This window comes from Bordetella bronchialis (assembly GCF_001676705.1).
GTDB classification, from domain to species: domain Bacteria; phylum Pseudomonadota; class Gammaproteobacteria; order Burkholderiales; family Burkholderiaceae_B; genus Bordetella_C; species Bordetella_C bronchialis.
On the sequence record NZ_CP016170.1, the window covers coordinates 599,114 to 616,757 of the forward strand.

The following is a 17,644-nucleotide window of genomic DNA, read 5'->3' on the forward strand; positions in this document are numbered from 1 at the left end:
TATTCGATGCGGCGGTGCGTAGTGTGCCGGGATCCCGTTTCCTGGGCTGTCCATGCATTCCAATGTCTCGGCGTCTTCCGCCGGCGCGATACGCGTTGAAACCTACCTGTTGACCCACGTCCTGGGCGTGACGCTGTTGCTGGCGCTGCTGGCCGAAGCCGTCAATCTGTCCGGGCTGGACCTGGCGATATCGCGCCTGTTCTTCGACGCGGCCGCCAACGGCTTCCCCTGGCGCATGTCGCGCCTGCTGGAGGTCCTGGGCCATCGCGTTGTGCTCGTGCTGCCGGTGGGCGTCGCCATCGCGGCCCTGGCCGCGGCCATCGCCAGCCATTGGTTTCCACCGCTGCGCCGCTGGCGCGGCGCGTTCTGGGCCATCGCGCTGACCTGCGCGTTGGGGCAGGTGATCATTCTGGAGCTGAAGCACTACACCGCGCTGCCGCGGCCCTATAACCTGAGCATGTTCGGCGGCTATGCGGGCTATCCGGACCATTTCTGGGCCACCAGCCGGCGCGAGGCGGGTGGCGCCTTGCCCAGCAATCATGCGGGTGCCGGCTATGCCATGCTGTCGCTCTACTTCGCGGGCTGGGCCATGGGCCGCGCCGCCTGGCGCTGGATCGGCCTGGCCATCGGCGTGGGCGCGGGCTTGCTGTTCGCCGTGGTGCGCGTGATGCAAGGCGCGCACTTCTTCAGCCAGACCATCTGGTCGGCCTGCATAATGTGGTGCGTGGCCAGCCTGCTGTTCTACCCGCTGATCGTGCGGCGGGCGCGCGCCTATCCGTGACCCAGCAGGACACCTGGCAGCCATAGCGAGAAGGCGGGCACATAGGTGACCAGCGCCAGCGCCGCCAGCAGCGTGCCGTAGAACGGCCAGATGGTGCGCATGACCGCGCCCACGGAGACCTCGCCGATGGCGCAGCCCACGAACTGCGTGGTGCCCACCGGCGGGGTGTTCAAGCCCAGCGCGCAATTCAGCAGCATCACCATCCCGAACTGCACCGGGCCCATGCCGTACTGCATGCAGATCGGCAGGAAGATGGGCGTGCAGATCAATATCGTCGCGGCCATGTCCAGGAAGGTGCCCAGCAGGAACAGCACGATATTGACCATCAGGAAGATGGCCCAGGGACTGGTCGATATGGACGCCAGCAGATCGCCGGTTTTCTCCGCCACGCCATAAAAGCTGATCAGGTAGCCGAAAGTGGCGGAGATGCCGATCAGCAGCAGCACCACGCCGGTCGTCTTGACCGCCTTGGCCGCGGCGCGCACGAATTGCGTCCAGGTCAGCGTCCGGTAGACCAGCACCGTCAGGGCCAGCGCGTAGATGACCGCCACCGCCGCGGACTCCGTGGCGGTGAAGACGCCGCTGAGGATGCCGGCGATGATGACCACCACCACGAAGAGTCCGGGCAGGGCGGCCAGCAGCGAGCGCAGGACGATGCTCCAGCCGGGGAAGGCGCCGGCCGCGTAGCCGCGATGGCGCGCCACGAAGTACGCGGCGGCCAGGTTGCATACCGTCAGGATCAGCGCCGGCAGCAGGCCGGCCGCGATCAGCGCCGCGATCGACACTTTGCCGCCCGCCGCCAGTGTATAGATGATGATGTTGTGGCTGGTGGGCATCAGCGCGCCCACCAGCGCCGCGTGCGTGGTGACGTTGACGGCGTAGTCGGCGTGATAGCCCTCGCGCTTCATCATGGGGATCATCACCGAACCCATGGCCGACACGTCGGCCACGGGCGAGCCCGATACGCCGCCGAACAGCGTGCAGGCCACCACATTGGACATGCCCAGCCCGCCGCGCACATGGCCGACCAGCGAACGCGCGAAGTTGACGATGCGGTCGGCGATACCGCCGTACAGCATCAGCTCGCCGGTGAAGATAAAGAAGGGAATCGCCAGGAAGGAAAACGCATTCATTCCCGACGTCATCTGCTGGAAGGCGACCGCGACGGGCAGGTCCTCATACAGAATGGCCGAGATGGACGCCAGTCCGATGGCGAAGGCCACGGGCACCCCGATCACCAGGAAGCCCAGGAAGGAGACGGAAAGCAGAGTCAGCGCCATGCCGGGATGACCTCCTGATTGCGCAGCAGCGCCACGATGTGCTCGATGGAGAACAGGGCGATCAGTCCACCCGACAAGGTGGCCGGCAGGTACTTCCAGCCTTCTGAAATGCCCAGGTTCGGCATCATGTAGTCCGCCACGGAGCCGGCCAGGATGGCGCAGTTCCACGCCATCATCCCGCCGAACAGGCAGACCAGTGCATGGATGAAGATCTCCATGCGGCGCTTGCCGGCCGGGGGCAGGGCCTCCAGCAGCGACTCGAAGCCGATGTGGCCGGCGTCGCGCACGCCCACCGCGGCGCCCAGCATGGTGACGTACAGCACCAGCAGCATCGCGATGCTTTCCGCCCACGTGGGCGTGCGGTTCAGCACATGGCGGCCGAAGATCTGGAAGCCGACCGCGGCGATCAGGCAGACCAGCCCGGCCACGCTGACCCACATGCACAGCCGCGCCAGCGTCCTGCAGCAGCGGGTATAGGCATCGAGCAGCCGCGCGCCGCCGGCGCGGCCCGCCGCCGGCACCGCCTGTTCCTGGGAACTCGCCAGCATGGCGTCCTCACTGCACCGCTTGGATGCGTTGAACCAGGTTCTTCATCTCCGGGGTGGTGACGAAGCGGTCGTACACGGGCTTCATCGCCGCCTGGAAGGAGGCCTTGTCCACTTCGATGATCTCCGCGCCGCCTTTCTCGACGATGGCGCGCGACTTGGCCTCGCGTTCCGCCCACAGCTTGCGCATATAGGGCACGGACTCCCGGGCGGCGTCGCGCAGGATCTTCTGGTCTTCCGGCGACAGCTTGTCCCACTGCCGCTTGGAAAAAATCAGGATCTCCGGCGTCATGCTGTGTTCGGTCAGGGAGTAGTACTTGGCCACTTCGTAGTGGTGCGCGCTTTCGTAGCTGGGGAAGTTGTTTTCCGCCGCGTCCACCAGCCCGGTCTTGAGGGAGGTATAGACCTCGCCCATGGCCATGGGCGTGGCGTTGGCCCCCATGGCTTCGACCATGGCCACGGACAGGTCGGATTGCTGCACGCGGATCTTCAGGCCCTTGGCGTCCGCCAGGGTCTTGATGGGCTTGTTGCGGGTGTACATCGAGCGCGACCCGCTGTCATACCACGCCAGGCCGACGAAGCCCGCGCCTTCGCAGGCCTTTAGCAGTTGTGCGCCCAGCTCGCTATCGAGCACCTTGTGCAGATGGTCGGTCGAGCGGAACAGGAAAGGCAGCGAAGGCACCCGGGTATCGGGGCAGATGTTGTGCATGGCGGCGCTGCTGACGCGGGCCATGGTCAGCGCGCCCAGTTTCACCTGTTCGATGGAATCGTTCTCCGAGCCCAGTTTGCCGCCGGAGAATATCCGTATCGTCAATTTGCCGTTGGAGCGTTCCTTGACCAGGTCGGCCATGTAGCGCACGGCCAGGACGGTCGGATAGTCGTCGGGATGGATGTCGGCGGAGCGGAATTCCGCCGCCTGCGCGGCCAGCGGCAGGGCCAGCAGCGCGGCCAGGGCCACGGTGCCGCGGGCGCAGGCCGAGCGCGCGGCGCGGGAAAGGAAGCCGGCCGCGCGGGTACCTTGCGGCGTGAGGTGCAGCGTCATTGTCTACCTCCGTGTGATGCCGTCCGCCGCGCTTGTGGCGCGACCCGCGGCGGGCCTGTCGGTCAGGCCCTGTGTGCCGCCGGACCGCCCCAGGGCAAAACACTGCTCGGGCATGGGCCGGACAACCGGCGCGGCGTAAGGCGTTTTCTTGTGGTTGGGAAAAACGGTTGTGGGTTCTTATCCCTCCTGCGCCGCGGGTCCTGGCGAAGCGGCCTCAGAAAGGGCCGGCCTTGACGAATGCCCCGCCCTGGTAGTGCCCGGCGGGATCGTCCGGGGGCAGGGGCGGCTGCGCCTCCACGCGGGCGCGGAATTGTTCGGATGAGTCCTTGGGCTGGAAGCCCAGGTGCGCCGCGCGCGAGTTGTCCCACCAGCTGTCGCGGTTGGCCGAGGCGCCGTACACAATGGTATGCCCCACGCCGGGCGTGAACAGCGATTGCGCGATCAAGTGGGTCAGGTCGTCGTAGCTCAGCCAGGTCACGAGCATGCGGCGGTCTTTCGCTTCCGGGAAGGAGGAACCGATGCGCAGGCACACGGTCTCGATCCCGTAGCGGTCGAAGTAGAAGCGCGACAGGTTCTCGCCGAAAGCCTTGCTGATCCCGTAGTAGCCGTCGGGCCGCACGGGAACGTCGGCGTCGATGACCTCGCCCTGGCGGTAGAACCCGATCACATGGTTGGAGCTGGCGAAGATCACCCGCTTGACGCCGTGCACGCGCGCCGCTTCGTACAGGTTGTACACGCCCTGGATGTTGGCGGGCAGGATCTCGTCGAAGGGACGTTCGACGGACACGCCGCCCATGTGCACGATGGCGTCCACGCCGCGGACCATCCGGTCCACGGCCTGCGGATCGGCCAGGTTGCCCAGGACGATCTCTTCGCCTGCCGCCGCGGCGCCCAGGTCCGCGATGTCGGACAGGCGCAGGGTGTGGGCATAGGGTTTCAGGCGTTCGCGCAGTACCTTGCCCAGGCCGCCAGCCGCGCCGGTCAGCAGCAGGGTGGCGACGCGGGGCGTCTGCGTGGGGGCAGGAGTAGCCGGATGGCTCACGTTGTCTCCGTGTGGCGCGCGACGCCGGTATTTACACCGCGTCGGTTTGGGTGTTCAATCGAGTAGCTTATAAGTCATCGTACAACGCGCGGCCAGTATAATGACGCCGCCAAACGCCCGTCAAGCGGGGCGGGCGACCAGGAAAATCCCTATGACGACGACCTCCATGCCTGCCGAACTTCCCGCGCGCCGCCGCCCTCGCAGCCTGGCGCAGGAGCTGGTGGAGAACCTGTCCACGCGTATCCGCGGCGGCGAAATCCCTCCCGGGGCCAAGCTGCCTACCGAATCCGAGATCATGCGGGCCTTCGGCGTCAGCCGGACCGTGGTGCGCGAAGCCTTGTCGCGCCTGCAGGCCTCCGGCCTGGTGGAAACCCATCATGGCGTCGGCACGTACGCGCTCAAGCCCAGCACCGGCAATGATTTCCGGGTCGATCCCGCGGATATCGCCACGGTGCGCGACATCCTGGTCATCCTGGAGCTGCGCATCTGCCTGGAGACGGAGGCTGCCGGGCTTGCGGCCTTGCGGCGCACGGAGGAGCAATTGGCCCACATGCGCGAAGCCCTGGATCAGTTCCGGGCGGCGCTGGAACCGGGCGGCGATACGGTGACGCCGGATTTCCGCTTCCATCTGCTGATTTCGCAGGCCACGGACAACAAGTATTTCGCCGACCTGCTGTCGCACCTGGGGGCCGCCATCATCCCGCGCACGCGGATCAATTCCGCCAAGCTGGGCGATGAAGAGCGCGAGCCCTACCTGGCGCGTGTGAATCGCGAGCACGAAGACATCTACGAAGCCATACGCCGGCAGGACCCGGATTCCGCCCGTGCCGCCATGCGTACGCACCTGAGCAATAGCCGCGAGCGCCTGCGGCGCGCACAGGAACGCTGAGCAGTACGTCATATGACGTATGACAACTTTGTCGGTATGTGAGTACAAGCTTGCCGCGGCGGCGGCCCGCGTACAGGCCGGTGACTTTTCGCCGTCCCTCGAAATCCGTGCCCGGTACGCAGCCGGCGCCGGGTATGCCGGCCTGAGGGGCCTCTTCGCCGGCGTCCCTTTCCCCGTCCTAATCCAGCGCCGGCAATACCCGTCCCACGGCCGCGCCTAGCGAGATCCGCGGATAGCCCGGCTTGACGCACTCCGCTTCCAGCGCGACTTCGTCGCCGTCCTGCAGGAACAGGCGCGTTTCTCCCCAGGGCAGGGTGACGGGCGTCTTGCCGCCCTGCGTCAGTTCCAGCAGCGAACCGGCCTGGTCGGGTTGCGGACCGGACAGCGTGCCGGTGCCCAGCAGATCGCCAGGCTGCAGATTGCAGCCGTTGACCGTGTGATGGGCGACCAGCTGCGCGACGCTCCAATAGGCGTCCCGCAGATTGCTGCGCGACAGTGTGGCGGCGGGGGCGCCCTGCGCCCGGGATTGCGCGGTCGTCAGCGTGGCCCGCAATTGCACGTCCAGGGCGCCGGCCGCGCTATTCCGCGTCGAGGACAGGTAAGGCAGCGGCTGCGGCTCGCCATCGCCGCGGCCGAAGGGCGCGCGGAACGGCGCCAACGCTTCCAGCGTGACGATCCAGGGCGATATGGTGCTGGCGAAGTTCTTCGACAGGAAGGGCCCCAGGGGCTGGTATTCCCAGGCCTGCAGGTCACGCGCCGACCAGTCGTTCAATATCGTCAGGCCGAAGATGTGGGCGTCGGCGTCGTCCAGCGCGACGCGGCGGCCCAACGGATTGCCGGTGCCGATGAACACGCCCAGCTCGACCTCGTAATCGAGCCGCGCGCAGGGACCGAAGCCCGGCACGCCGCCTTCCTGGGCGGGACGGGTCTGGCCGACGGGGCGGTGGAAGTGCTGCGCCACGCCGATGCTGGAGGCCCGCCCGTGGTAGCCGATGGGGACCCATTTGTAGTTGGGCAGCAGCGGGTTGTCGGGGCGGAATTGCCGGCCCACCGAGGTGGCGTGGTGCAGGGAAATATAGAAGTCCGTGTAGTCGCCGATGCGCGCCGGCACGGAGAACTCCGCCTCCGACTGCGCGACGAGCAGGGGGGCAAGGTCTTGCCGCAGCGGCGACCCGGCGCGCAGCGCCCGCGACAGGGACAGGCGCAGGGCCGACCGGCAGCCCGCATCCAGGGCCATCAGCGCATTCAGGTCCGAGCCTTGGCAGGCGGCCAGGGCGCGGGCGGCGTCGCCGGTGAAGGGCCGGGCACGTGCCAGCGCCGCCAGGTCCAGGATGCGGTCGCCTATGCCGGCACCGGGACGCCAGGCTTCCTGCGAGCCGGCGCGGCGAAACACGCAGTAAGGCAGGTTCTGTATCGGGAAACCGAGCGTCTCGTCGTTGGCGCTATCCAGCCAGGCGCGCAGCGAGGGATCGTGGGTTTCATTCAAATCGGTCATGGTGTCGGTATCCAGGTGTGGGAATCCAGGGTGGGGATTCCCAGGTAGCGTTCTTGGGCGATGTCTTTTTTCTCCGCGCCGTGCAATGCGCGCGGGCGCGGCGGGCTTTGGTCCTGCGGCCGTGCGGCGCGTTCCATCGGCGGCACGGCCGGCCGGTACCCGCCGCCGGCGCTTCAGCCGCCCGCCCGCCCGTTCGCATCGAAATGCTTGCGCAGCCCTTGCCAGCAGGCGTCGTAGTCGGATTGCAGCTCGGGCCATCCCAGCGCGGCCTCGGTGGGGCGGATGACGCGGCGGGTCTCGAACATGAAAGCCATGGTGTCGCGGATGTAGTGCGGCGTGGACGTATCGGCGTTGGAGGCTTTCTCGAAAGTGTCGGCGTCGGGTCCGTGTCCGCTCATGCGATTGTGCAGGCTGGCGCCCCCCGGTACGAAGCCTTCCGCCTTGGCGTCGTAGACACCCTGTATCAAGCCCATGAACTCACTGGCCACGTTGCGATGGAACCATGGCGGGCGGAAGGTGTTCTCCATGGCCAGGATGCGAGGCGGGAAAATGGCGAAGTCCATATTCGCCGTGCCCGGTGTGTCCGAAGGAGAAGTCAGCACGGTGAAGATGGACGGATCGGGGTGGTCGAAGCTGATGGAGCCGATGGCGTTGAAGCGCCGCAGGTCGTATTTGTATGGCGCATGATTGCCGTGCCATGCCACGACGTCCAGCGGCGAATGCCCGATCGGCGCGCGCCAGAAGCCGCCTTCGAACTTGGCGACCAGTTCGAAGTCGCCTTCGATGTCTTCGTACCATGCGACCGGCGTTTCGAAATCCCGCACATTGGCCAGGCAGTTGGAGCCGATGGGACCCAGCTCCGGCAAACGCATGGGCGCGCCGAAGTTCTCCAGCAGATAGCCGCGCGCGGCGCCATCGGGCAGCGTGACGCGAAATCGTATGCCGCGTGGAATGACGGCGATTTCCAGGGGCGCGATTTCCAGGCGGCCCAGCTCCGTGTCCACCTGCAGGCGGCCCTGCTGCGGCACGATCAGCAATTCGCCGTCGGCATCGTAGAAATAGCGGCCGCGCATCGGCGCATTGGCGGTATATACGTGGATGCCGACGCCGCTATCCTCGTCCGGGCCGCCATTGCCGCCCACGGTCGCGATCCCGTCGATGAAATCGGTGGGATCCTGCGGCAGCGGCCGCGCGCCCCAGCGCAAGCGATTGGGCGAGACCCGCAGCGCATTGAAGCGGCTGGCCCAGCCGCCGGCCTGCGCGCAGGCTTCGAAACGGCCAAGCTGCGCGGCGGGCCGGATGCGGTAAAGCCAGCTATGGCGGTTTTCCGCGCGCGGCGCGGTGAACGCCGTACCGGATAGCTGTTCGGCGTACAGGCCATAAGGACAGCGCGTCGGCGAATTACGGCCCACGGGCAGGGCGCCGGGCAGCGCCTCGGTGGCGAACGCATTGCCGAATCCGCTCATATAGCGCGGTTGGCGGTCGGCGGCGGCGGGCAGAGAGGTCATGGGGTGTCTCCGTGTTCTGTAGGGCGGGCCGTGGCGGCGGGCCCCAATGCGATTTTTACCGAGGCGGCGTGCCTACGCTAGATGAATGAGAGAATGTAGGCCATCACGTTTATGAATAGCGCCGCGCTCCGGTTCGCGGGGCGGCCGCGCTGCCCATCCCGGCGATTCTTCCCATGCCCGATCTGCGCTCCCTCGATCTGAATCTGCTGGTCGTATTCCAGTATCTGATGGAAGACCGCAACCTGTCGGCCGTCGCGCGCCGCATGGGCCTTAGCCAGCCCGCGGCCAGCAATGCCTTGCGCCGGCTGCGCGCCACCCTGGATGACGAGCTGTTCGTGCGTACGCCGCAAGGCATGCTGCCTACGCCTTACGCCCAGCACCTGGCCGGTGCGGTGGCCGAGTCCCTGGGAATGCTGGCGCACGCGCTGGAAGCCTCGCCGGGCTTCGATCCGGCCAGCAGCACGCGGCGTTTCCGGGTCGCGATGACGGATGTCGGAGAAATCCACTTCATGCCCGGGCTGATGGACCGTCTTGCGCGCGAGGCGCCCGCCGTGCGCATTGAATCGGTGCGCCTGCAGGGGGCGGAATTGCAGCGCGAATTGGATGCCGGCCACGTGGATATGGCGCTGGGCGCCTTCCAGGGGCTGGGCGGCGGCCTGCTGCAGCGGATGCTCTTCCGCCAAGGCTATGCCACGCTGTTCCGCCGCGGGCATCCGACCGCGCACGAAGGCATGGGCCTGAAGGCTTTCCGTGCCGAGCGTCATCTGGTGGTGTCGCACGCCGCGCCCTACGGCCAGGTGAACCAGGCGCTGGAAAAGGCGGGCCTGATGCTGGCATCCCATTTCAGCGTGCCGCATTTCGCCGCCGTGCCCTACATCGTCAGCACGACGGATCTGCTGGCCACCGTGCCGCGCAAGCTGGCCGACAGCGCCGCCGAGCGCTTCAACCTGCGGCTGCTGACACCACCGCTGCGCGTGCCCGCCTTGCAGAGCAATCTTTATTGGCACCGGCGCTTCCAGCGGGACGGCGGCAACCAGTGGCTGCGTGCCCTGATCGTCGATTCCTACGCGCAACGCTGATACTGCCCGGCGGCCCGGACTTCAAGGGCGGCACCCAGCGATGGAAAGCGCGCGGACCGACGCCGGCGTATGGGGCGCGCCTTTGCACGGTCCTGGCATGGCTGTCGCCCCCCTTTCGCCCGGATCGCGATGTCCGGCCTACGCCCGTTGGCACTTCACGCAATAGTAGGTGGCGCGCTGGCCCTGGACGATGCGGCGGATCGCCGTCCCGCAGGTCCGGCAGGGCTGGCCGGCGCGCTCGTACACGGCCGCATGGATGGTGAAATAACTGCCCGGTTCGCCCCCGGCGCCGACGTAGTCGCGCAGCGTGCTGCCGCCAGAGGCCAGGGCGTCCTCCAGCGTCCGGCGGATGGCCAGCGCCAGGCGGTCGCAGCGCGCGGGCGATAGCCGGCGTCCCGGCGTGCGCGGATGAATGCCGGCGCGAAACAGGCTTTCGGATGCGTAGATGTTGCCCACGCCCACGACGGCCTCGCCCGCCAGCAGCAGTTGCTTGACCGGCGCGGCGCGGCCGCGGAAATGGTCGTACAGCCATTGTCCGCCGAAACGCTCGTCGAAAGGTTCGATGCCCAGCCGCGCCAAAAGCGGGTGGAATTCGACGGGACCCGCGCCGGCCGGATGCCAAAGCACCGCACCAAAACGGCGCGGGTCGTGCAGGCGCAGCGTCGCGTGCTCGAATATCCATTCAACGTGGTCATGGCGCCGCGGCGCTTCGCCTTCCGGCACCCGGCGCAGCGAGCCCGACATGCCCAGGTGCACGATTTGCGTGCCGTGGTCGAAGCGCAGCAGCAGGTATTTGCCGCGGCGCCCGCATTCCAGGACGGTGCGGCCGGAAAGCGTCGCGGGAAGGTCGGCCGGAACGGGCCAGCGCAGGCGCGGTTCTCTGACGACAAGCTGGACCAGAGGCCGGCCCGTCATGACCGTCGCGATTCCCCGTCGAGTGGTCTCGACTTCAGGCAGTTCAGGCATCAGCCAGTGTAAGATGAACAGTTGCGTGTACAGATTGTGCCATTTATCGGACGGGACGCGTGAAGTCGTCGCATATGCATATCAAATACGGGTTCGCCGCGCTGATGCTGGTGCTGGCGGGAGTGCAGGCCGCGCCTGGGCAGGCCGCCGAAAGGCATACCGCCGACACCATCGCGCCGAACGTACAACGGGCGCCCCGTCAGGAAACCGATGTCATCCGCCTGCGTGAAGGCCAGCTGCCTTACGTGCGCCTGACCCCCAGCATCCTGTATCGGATCCTGGCGTCGGAAATCGCCGCGCAGCGGGGGATGTACGGCACGGCCGCTTCCACCATGCTGGGCCTGGCCAAGGATGTCGCCGACCCGCGTGTGGCGCGCCGCGCGCTGGAATTCTATCTGGCCGGCGGCAACCTCAAGGGCGCGCTGGATGCCGCGCGCGTCTGGTCCCGCCTGGCCCCGTCCGATACGGAAGCCAGCGCCACCGAGCTGGCCCTGGCCGCGGCTAATGGCCAGACCGCCGGGCTGGCCGAGGCCCTGCGCAAGCGCATCGACGCCGCGCCGGACAAAACGGCGGCCATCGCGCAATCGCTGGCCGTCCTGGGCCGCATCAACGATCGCAAAACGGCGCTGTCCATCCTGGATCAGGCGCTCAGTCCCTCGGTGCGCAAATTGCCCGCCGCGCATCTGGCCCTGGCCGATGTCGCGCAGGCCGGCGGGGACTACGCTCGCGCATTGCAGGAAGCGCAGGCCGCCTTGCGGGCCGATCCCAAATCGGAAGCCGCCGCGCAGCGCATCCTGGAATACGGCGTCAAGGTCGATCCCAAGCAGGCCGTCGCGGAGGCGCGTGCCTTCATCGCCAAGCACCCGGACGCTCGCCGGCTGCGCCTGATGCTGGCCAGCCAGCTGTCCGATATGGGCGACTATGACGGCGCATTGGCCGAGTTGCGGGCCATGTCGCGCCGGTCGCCCGAAGACTTCGACCTGATGTTCATGCAGGCCCAGCTCGCCTACAAGGCGGGCCGCCTGGACGATGCGCGCGGCTTCCTGGAGCAGTACCTGGACGTGCAGAACCAGCGCCAACGCGCCCTGGTGCCGGGCACGTCGGACGCCCCCGCCGCCGCGGCCGATGCCCGCATCCTGCTGGCCCGCATTGCGGAGGACCAGGGGCGCTACAACGACGCCATCGCGGAACTCGGCAAGATCGACGACCCCGCGATGCGCTATCAGGCCCGCATGCGCCAGGCCACCCTGCGCGCCAAGCAAGGCAATATCGACGCCGCGCTCAAGATGGTCGACCAGGCCCAGCCCCAGGACGAAGAAGAACGCGTGCTGGGCGTGCTGACCAAGGCGCAGATCCTGCGCGACGCCAACCGCACGGACCAGGCGGTGGCGCTGCTGTCGGGCGCCGACAAGGCCCTGCCCGACACGGTGGAGATCAAATACGAACTGGCCATGCTGTACGAACGCCAGGACAAGATCGCCGACCTGGAGCGCCTGCTGCGCCAGGTGATCGCCCTGGATCCCGATCATGCCCATGCCTACAACGCCCTGGGCTATACGCTGGCCGACCACAATGTGCGCCTGCCGGAAGCCCTGGAGCTGATCACCCAGGCGCTGGACCTGGCGCCGGACGATCCCTACATCATGGACAGCATGGGGTGGGTCAAGTACCGCATGGGCGACAACAACGCCGCGCTGACGTTCCTGCAGCGCGCCTATTCGCGCCGCCCCGAGCCGGAAATCGGCACGCACCTGGGCGAAGTCCTGTGGATGCAGGGCCGCAAGGACGAGGCCCGCGCCATCTTCGCCGCCGCCGCGCGCAAGGATCCCAACAACAAGACCCTGCGCGATACCATCAAGCGCCTGGGGGTCCGCCTGTGACGCTGTCGCGGTGGCGCGCCGTCCTGGCGGCGGCGCTATGCCTGGTCCTGGCCGCCTGCGTGACACCGGGACGCATCGCCGGCAATGGCGGCGCGGGCGAGTTTTCGCGGGTGGGCCGTTTCGCGTTGACCGTCACGCAGGACGACGGCAAGCAGGATGCGCTGCAGGGCGGCTTTTCCTGGCTGGACGACGGCCGGCGCTACATCCTGGACCTGACCAACCCGCTGGGATCCACCCAGGCCCGGGTGGAAGGCCGGCCCGGCATGGCGGTGCTCAATAAATCCGACGGCACGCGCCTGCAGGCACGCAATCCCGACGAACTCGTCGCAGACGCCCTGGGCAGCAGCATCCCGGTATCGGGCCTGCGCGATTGGCTGCGGGGCCGCTTGCCGACGGAACCGCCGGCCAACCACGTGGAGCGCGATCCCTCGCAACGTCCGGTTTCCTTCGACCAGGGCGGATGGCAGGCCCGGCTGTCCCGCTATGATGACCTTGGCCCGCAGCTGCTCGTGCTCGAGCGCCGCGAGCCGGACCGCCGCATCCTGCTGCGCCTGGTCGTCAATCCCTCCTGATCCTGCCCTGCCGAACCTTGAATCTGTACGACGTCCCGGCGCCCGCCAAGCTCAATCTGTTCCTGCACATCGTCGGCCGCCGCGCGGACGGCTATCACCTGCTGCAAACGGTCTTTCGCTTTATCGGGCTGGCCGACACCCTGCATTTCGAGTCGCGTGGCGATGGCCGGATCGAGCGTGTGCAGCCCTTGCCGGGCGTCCCCGCCGATAGCGACCTGACGGTGCGCGCCGCACGCGCCCTGCAGGCGGCCACCGGCACGCGGCAGGGCGTGTCGATCGGCCTGGAAAAACGCATACCCATGGGCGGCGGGCTGGGAGGCGGCTCCAGCGACGCCGCCAGCACGCTGATCGCGCTCAATCGCTTGTGGAACACGGGCCTGTCGCGCGCCGAGCTGATGCGCCTGGCCTTGCCGCTGGGCGCGGACGTGCCGGTTTTCATTTTCGGCCAGTCCGCCTTCGCGGAGGGCATAGGCGAGATCCTGACCGCCGTTCCGCTGCCGCAGCGCGGCTACCTGGTCGCCCAGCCGGACGCCAGCGTGCCCACCCCGGTGGTGTACGGCGCCCCCGATTTGACAAGGGATACGCCCTGTATCACAATAGCGGACTTTCTCGCTTCGACCGATTCCGGCGCGCTATATGGCCGGAACGACATGGAGCCTGTCGTCTACCAGCGTTTCCCGGAAGTCTCCCGGGCCGCGCAGTGGTTGAGAAGCCAGGGTCGTGAAATCGTTGCGCGTATGTCAGGTTCAGGCGCGTGTTTGTTCGCCGAATTCCCTGACATGCAGGCGGCGGTTTTGGCGGAGCAGGAAATAGCCGCTACAATGCGCGTCGCCAGTAAAATGGCGGATACGTCGCAGGCAGTGCAAGAACCGCCCGTGCGGTTCCGGTTGGTGCAGGCGAGTCCTGGGTTGATCGAGCATCCGTTGCGGCACTGGATTGCAAGCTAGTGGGGAGTCGCCAAGTTGGTTAAGGCACCGGATTTTGATTCCGGCATGCGAAGGTTCGAATCCTTCCTCCCCAGCCCCAACTATCTATAGAAAAAGCTGTTGAACACGCCCCCCTTGCCGGCCCAGGTTCAGCAGCTTTTTTGTTTCGGGTTCGAAACGACCTTAGCGTCTGCATCATGACTAAAGAAAGTTTCATGATTTTCACCGGCACGGCCAATACGCGCCTGGCCGTCGATGTGGCCAATCATCTGGACATGTCGCTGGGCAAGATGACCGTCGGCCGTTTTTCCGACGGCGAGGTCATGGTGGAAATCAACGAGAACGTCCGCGGCAAGGATGTTTTCGTGCTGCAGCCCACCTGTGCGCCGACGAACGACAACCTGATGGAAATCATGGTCATGGTGGACGCGCTGCGCCGCGCCTCCGCGGGCCGGATTACCGCCGCCATTCCGTATTTCGGCTATGCGCGCCAGGATCGCCGTCCGCGCTCCGCGCGCGTGGCCATTTCGGCCAAGGTCGTGGCCAACATGCTGCAGGTCGCGGGCGTGGACCGCGTGCTGACCATGGACCTGCACGCCGACCAGATCCAGGGTTTTTTCGACATCCCGGTGGACAACATCTACGCCGGTCCGATCCTGCTGGGCGACATCTGGCGCCGCAACTTCGCCAACCTGGTCGTCGTGTCCCCGGACATCGGCGGGGTGGTGCGGGCGCGCGCGCTGGCCAAGCAGCTGGAAGCGGACCTGGCCATCATCGACAAGCGGCGTCCGCGCGCCAACGTGTCGGAAGTCATGAACATCATCGGCGAAGTCGACGGCCGCACCTGCATCATCATGGATGACATGGTGGATACCGCCGGCACGCTGTGCAAGGCCGCGCAAGCCCTGAAGGAGCGCGGCGCGGGCGCGGTCTATGCCTATTGCACCCACCCGGTACTGTCGGGCGGCGCGGTGGACCGCATCCAGGCCTCGGAGCTGGACGAACTGGTCGTGACCGACACCATCCCGCTGTCCGAGCAGGCGCGGTCGGTCAGCAAGATCCGCCAGCTGTCCTGCGCGGGCCTGCTGGGCGAAACCATATTGCGTATTTCGAACGCGGAATCCGTCAGCTCGCTGTTCGCTGACTGACCGCGTTTTCTTCTTTGCCTTCCCGCTGGTCGCGGCGGGGATGCGAAACCACGGTCCGCATGGTGCGGCCGTGTTTTTTTACCGGGACGCCCCTGTGTCCCATCGTTTGGAGTTATCCATGAAATTCAACGCCACTGCGCGTAGCGTCCAGGGTTCGAGTGCGAGCCGCCGCCTGCGCCGCGCGGGCCGGGTTCCCGCCATCGTTTACGGTGCGGGCAGCCAGCCCCTGAACATCGAACTCGATCACAACGAGATCTACCACGCCCTGCGCAAGGAAGAGTTCCACTCCTCCATCCTCGATATGCAGATCGAAGGCGGCAAGGGCGAACAGGTGCTGCTGCGCGCCGTTCAATGGCACGCCTACAAGCCGCAAGTGCTGCACGTCGATTTCCAGCGTGTGGATTCGAGCAAGGTGCTGCATACCAAGGTGCCGCTGCACTTCATCAACGCGGAAGTTTCGCCGGCCGTGAAGCTGAGCAGCGCCATCATCACGCACGTGCTGAATGAAATCGAAGTCGCCTGCCTGCCGGGTGACCTGCCCCAGTTCATCGAAGTCGACCTGTCCAAGCTGATCGGCGGCGCTTCGCTGCACCTGGCCGACATCCAACTGCCCAAGGGCGTCACCTACCTGGCGCACGGCGGCGACACCAACCCGGTGCTGGCGTCCGCGCTGGTCAAGGGCGGGGCCGGTGGCGACGCCGGTGAAGCCGGCGAGGGCGAGGCCGCTCCCGCGGCCTGATAGCGCGGCTGGCCTGGGCGCGGCCCGCTCAGGCGCGGCCGGCTAGGCGCGGCCGGCTCGGGTGCGGGTCGGTATGGACCCAACCGTGCCGGCCCGGCTGCCACGATGTACGCCTAACCCTGCGTGTGGACTACCATACGCAGGGTTTTTCATTTGCGGAGCGCGTGTTCCTTGATCGCGCTGCGCCTGACTCCCGTTTCGCGACCCCATCCTAGCCATGTCCGTCCCCATCCGCTTGATCGTCGGCCTGGGCAATCCCGGCCCGGAATACGAAACCACCCGCCACAATGCGGGTTTCTGGCTGGCCGACCATATCGCCGACGACCTGCGTGCCAGTTTCGCGATGGAAAAAGGCTTCAACGGCTTTGTCGCGAAGGCCCGCCATGGCGGCGAGAACATCGTGCTGCTCAAGCCGATGACCTATATGAACCGGTCCGGGCAGTCGGTGGGCGCGCTGGCGCGCTTCTACAAATTCACGCCGGAGCAGATCCTGGTGCTGCATGACGAGCTGGACCTGTTGCCGGGGCAGGTCAAGCTGAAGCAGGGCGGCGGCCATGCGGGCCACAACGGCTTGCGCGACATCCAGGCCGCGCTGGGCGGCCCGGCCTTCTGGCGGCTGCGCATAGGCATCGGCCATCCGCGCACCCTGGGGCTGGCGCAGCAGGTGGCCGACTTCGTGCTGCATCAACCCCGACGGGAAGAAATGACCGGTATCGAGGCGGTCATCGACCGCTGCCGCGCCGTCGTGCCCATGCTGCTGGATGGCGACTTCACCCGCGCGACCCAACAACTGCATCGCGCCAACGAGGCCTGAACATGCGTGCAACCCCGGGCCGCGCCGTGCCGCGCCTGCGCGACGATATCGCCGACTTCTGGCGCTTCCTGCGGCGTCCCTCCCTGCGTCATGCGCCGCCGAGGCGGCGTGGCGGCGGCCAGCGTGCCGATTGGCAGCCGCCCGTGCCCTTGCGCCGCCTGCTTGCCTGGGTATCCCTGCTTTGGGGCATCAACCTGTTCGCCCTGGGGCCCTTGGCGGTCGCCGTCGCCACGCTGGGCGGCGCGCACCACAAGCTGGAAATGGGCGCTATTCCGTGGTTTACCGCCATCGTCTGGGCGCCGATCGTGGAGGAAATGCTGTTCCGCTATGGCTTGCGCCGGCCCGTGCAGGCCTTGTGGGTCGTACCGCTGATGATCTGGCCGCTGGTGCGCGGGCCCAATGCCTGGACCGGCACGCTGCTGGTCTTGGTGCTGGCGGTCGTGGCATGGACGGGAATGCGCGCCCGCGCCGCGCGGCGGGAGTGGAACTGGGACTGGCGGCGCCGCTATGTGCGCTACTTCCCATGGGTGCTGCACGCGGCGGCGCTGGTGTTCGCCGCCATGCACCTGGGCAATTTCTACCTGAACCATACGCCGCCGTGGCTGATGCCGCTGCTGGTCTTGCCGCAATGGCTGACCGGGCTGGTATTGAGCTGGATGCGGACTCGGCGCGGGATCGGGGCGTCCGTATTGATGCACGCCATGTTCAACGCGGGGCCGGTGCTGCTGGTGCTGGCGTTCATGAAGTGGGCGCCGGAAGTTGTGTCTTAGGCCGTGGAAATGCGCGGCGGCAATCGCGCGATATGCCGACGCGTCTGCGGTGCCCGGCCTCATCAATGCGACGTTTTGTCACGGCGCGTGCGGGTGCCCGCCGCACCGCAATGGCCCGTCGGGGTCTGTAACGTCGCGACATGGCCGCGCATGGATGGGCTCTTACCA

The 17,644-nt window shown here is 67.1% G+C and carries 16 protein-coding genes, 1 tRNA gene and 1 pseudogene; 11 read left to right on the top strand and 7 right to left on the bottom strand.

Translation table 11 applies throughout. From position 1 onward, the window contains the following. Window positions 1–52: 52 nt before the first annotated feature. The gene (locus tag BAU06_RS02600; RefSeq protein ID WP_066344004.1) at window positions 53–781 is read left to right on the top strand and encodes a phosphatase PAP2 family protein; all 729 of its coding nucleotides are present in this window, start codon (window positions 53–55) and stop codon (window positions 779–781) included. On the opposite strand, the gene BAU06_RS02605 is transcribed toward BAU06_RS02600, so the two are convergent. The 4 genes from BAU06_RS02605 to BAU06_RS02620 form a co-directional block, all read right to left on the bottom strand. After that, window positions 772–2,061, bottom strand: a complete 1,290-nt coding sequence (locus BAU06_RS02605; protein WP_066344005.1) for a TRAP transporter large permease — start codon at window positions 2,059–2,061, stop codon at window positions 772–774. The two genes, BAU06_RS02600 and BAU06_RS02605, sit on opposite strands and share 10 nt — an antisense overlap. After that, entirely contained in the window at window positions 2,052–2,609 is a 558-nt protein-coding gene (locus BAU06_RS02610; RefSeq protein WP_082993489.1) for a TRAP transporter small permease, read from the bottom strand. The genes BAU06_RS02605 and BAU06_RS02610 overlap by 10 nt, the downstream gene beginning before the upstream one ends. 7 nt (window positions 2,610–2,616) lie before the next feature. Continuing rightward, the gene (locus tag BAU06_RS02615) at window positions 2,617–3,648 is read right to left on the bottom strand and encodes a TRAP transporter substrate-binding protein (protein WP_082993490.1); all 1,032 of its coding nucleotides are present in this window, start codon (window positions 3,646–3,648) and stop codon (window positions 2,617–2,619) included. Window positions 3,649–3,862: 214 nt separating this feature from the next. Then, window positions 3,863–4,690 carry an NAD-dependent epimerase/dehydratase family protein gene (locus tag BAU06_RS02620; RefSeq protein ID WP_066344006.1) on the bottom strand — a complete coding sequence of 276 codons (828 nt, stop codon included), beginning with the start codon at window positions 4,688–4,690 and terminating at the stop codon, window positions 3,863–3,865. 151 nt (window positions 4,691–4,841) lie between these two features. Between BAU06_RS02620 and BAU06_RS02625 the strand changes: the two genes are divergently transcribed. Further along, window positions 4,842–5,579 carry a FadR/GntR family transcriptional regulator gene (locus BAU06_RS02625; RefSeq protein WP_082987935.1) on the top strand — a complete coding sequence of 246 codons (738 nt, stop codon included), beginning with the start codon at window positions 4,842–4,844 and terminating at the stop codon, window positions 5,577–5,579. A 178-nt stretch (window positions 5,580–5,757) separates the two neighbouring features. On the opposite strand, the gene fahA is transcribed toward BAU06_RS02625, so the two are convergent. Beyond that, window positions 5,758–7,074, bottom strand: a complete 1,317-nt coding sequence (gene fahA / locus BAU06_RS02630) for a fumarylacetoacetase (protein WP_066344009.1) — start codon at window positions 7,072–7,074, stop codon at window positions 5,758–5,760. 173 nt (window positions 7,075–7,247) lie between these two features. Beyond that, window positions 7,248–8,582, bottom strand: a complete 1,335-nt coding sequence (hmgA, locus tag BAU06_RS02635) for a homogentisate 1,2-dioxygenase (RefSeq protein ID WP_066344011.1) — start codon at window positions 8,580–8,582, stop codon at window positions 7,248–7,250. A gap of 173 nt (window positions 8,583–8,755) precedes the next feature. Between hmgA and BAU06_RS02640 the strand changes: the two genes are divergently transcribed. Next, a complete protein-coding gene (locus BAU06_RS02640) occupies window positions 8,756–9,661 on the top strand; it encodes a LysR family transcriptional regulator (RefSeq protein WP_066344013.1) in 906 nt (301 codons plus the stop codon). 138 nt (window positions 9,662–9,799) lie between these two features. Here BAU06_RS02640 and mutM read toward each other — a convergent pair whose 3' ends face one another. Then, complete coding sequence (gene mutM / locus BAU06_RS02645; protein ID WP_066357761.1) at window positions 9,800–10,627, bottom strand: bifunctional DNA-formamidopyrimidine glycosylase/DNA-(apurinic or apyrimidinic site) lyase; 828 nt, start codon at window positions 10,625–10,627, stop codon at window positions 9,800–9,802. Between mutM and BAU06_RS02650 the strand changes: the two are divergent. The 8 genes and pseudogenes from BAU06_RS02650 to BAU06_RS02685 all read left to right on the top strand — a co-directional run bounded on the left by BAU06_RS02650 (window position 10,626) and on the right by BAU06_RS02685 (window position 17,476). Beyond that, a pseudogene (locus BAU06_RS02650) lies at window positions 10,626–12,507 on the top strand (tetratricopeptide repeat protein). The gene mutM and the pseudogene BAU06_RS02650 overlap by 2 nt on opposite strands. Continuing rightward, window positions 12,504–13,079 carry a lipoprotein insertase outer membrane protein LolB gene (gene lolB / locus BAU06_RS02655; protein WP_066344014.1) on the top strand — a complete coding sequence of 192 codons (576 nt, stop codon included), beginning with the start codon at window positions 12,504–12,506 and terminating at the stop codon, window positions 13,077–13,079. Before BAU06_RS02650 ends, lolB begins: the two are co-directional and overlap by 4 nt. Before the next feature lie 17 nt (window positions 13,080–13,096). Beyond that, window positions 13,097–14,026: a 4-(cytidine 5'-diphospho)-2-C-methyl-D-erythritol kinase gene (gene ispE, locus BAU06_RS02660; protein WP_066344017.1), complete on the top strand. Its 930-nt coding sequence runs from the start codon at window positions 13,097–13,099 to the stop codon at window positions 14,024–14,026. Beyond that, window positions 14,027–14,100 (top strand) — tRNA-Gln (locus BAU06_RS02665). Between the two features lie 102 nt (window positions 14,101–14,202). Further along, the gene (locus BAU06_RS02670; RefSeq protein ID WP_066344019.1) at window positions 14,203–15,153 is read left to right on the top strand and encodes a ribose-phosphate pyrophosphokinase; all 951 of its coding nucleotides are present in this window, start codon (window positions 14,203–14,205) and stop codon (window positions 15,151–15,153) included. A gap of 118 nt (window positions 15,154–15,271) precedes the next feature. After that, on the top strand, window positions 15,272–15,892 hold the full coding sequence (locus tag BAU06_RS02675) for a 50S ribosomal protein L25/general stress protein Ctc (protein WP_066344021.1): 621 nt from the start codon (window positions 15,272–15,274) through the stop codon (window positions 15,890–15,892). Between the two features lie 217 nt (window positions 15,893–16,109). Next, window positions 16,110–16,706, top strand: a complete 597-nt coding sequence (pth, locus tag BAU06_RS02680; protein ID WP_066344023.1) for an aminoacyl-tRNA hydrolase — start codon at window positions 16,110–16,112, stop codon at window positions 16,704–16,706. Window positions 16,707–16,708: 2 nt separating this feature from the next. Then, window positions 16,709–17,476, top strand: coding sequence for a CPBP family intramembrane glutamic endopeptidase (locus tag BAU06_RS02685; RefSeq protein WP_066344026.1), 768 nt, complete (start codon window positions 16,709–16,711; stop codon window positions 17,474–17,476). The last annotated feature ends 168 nt before the right edge of the window (window positions 17,477–17,644 follow it).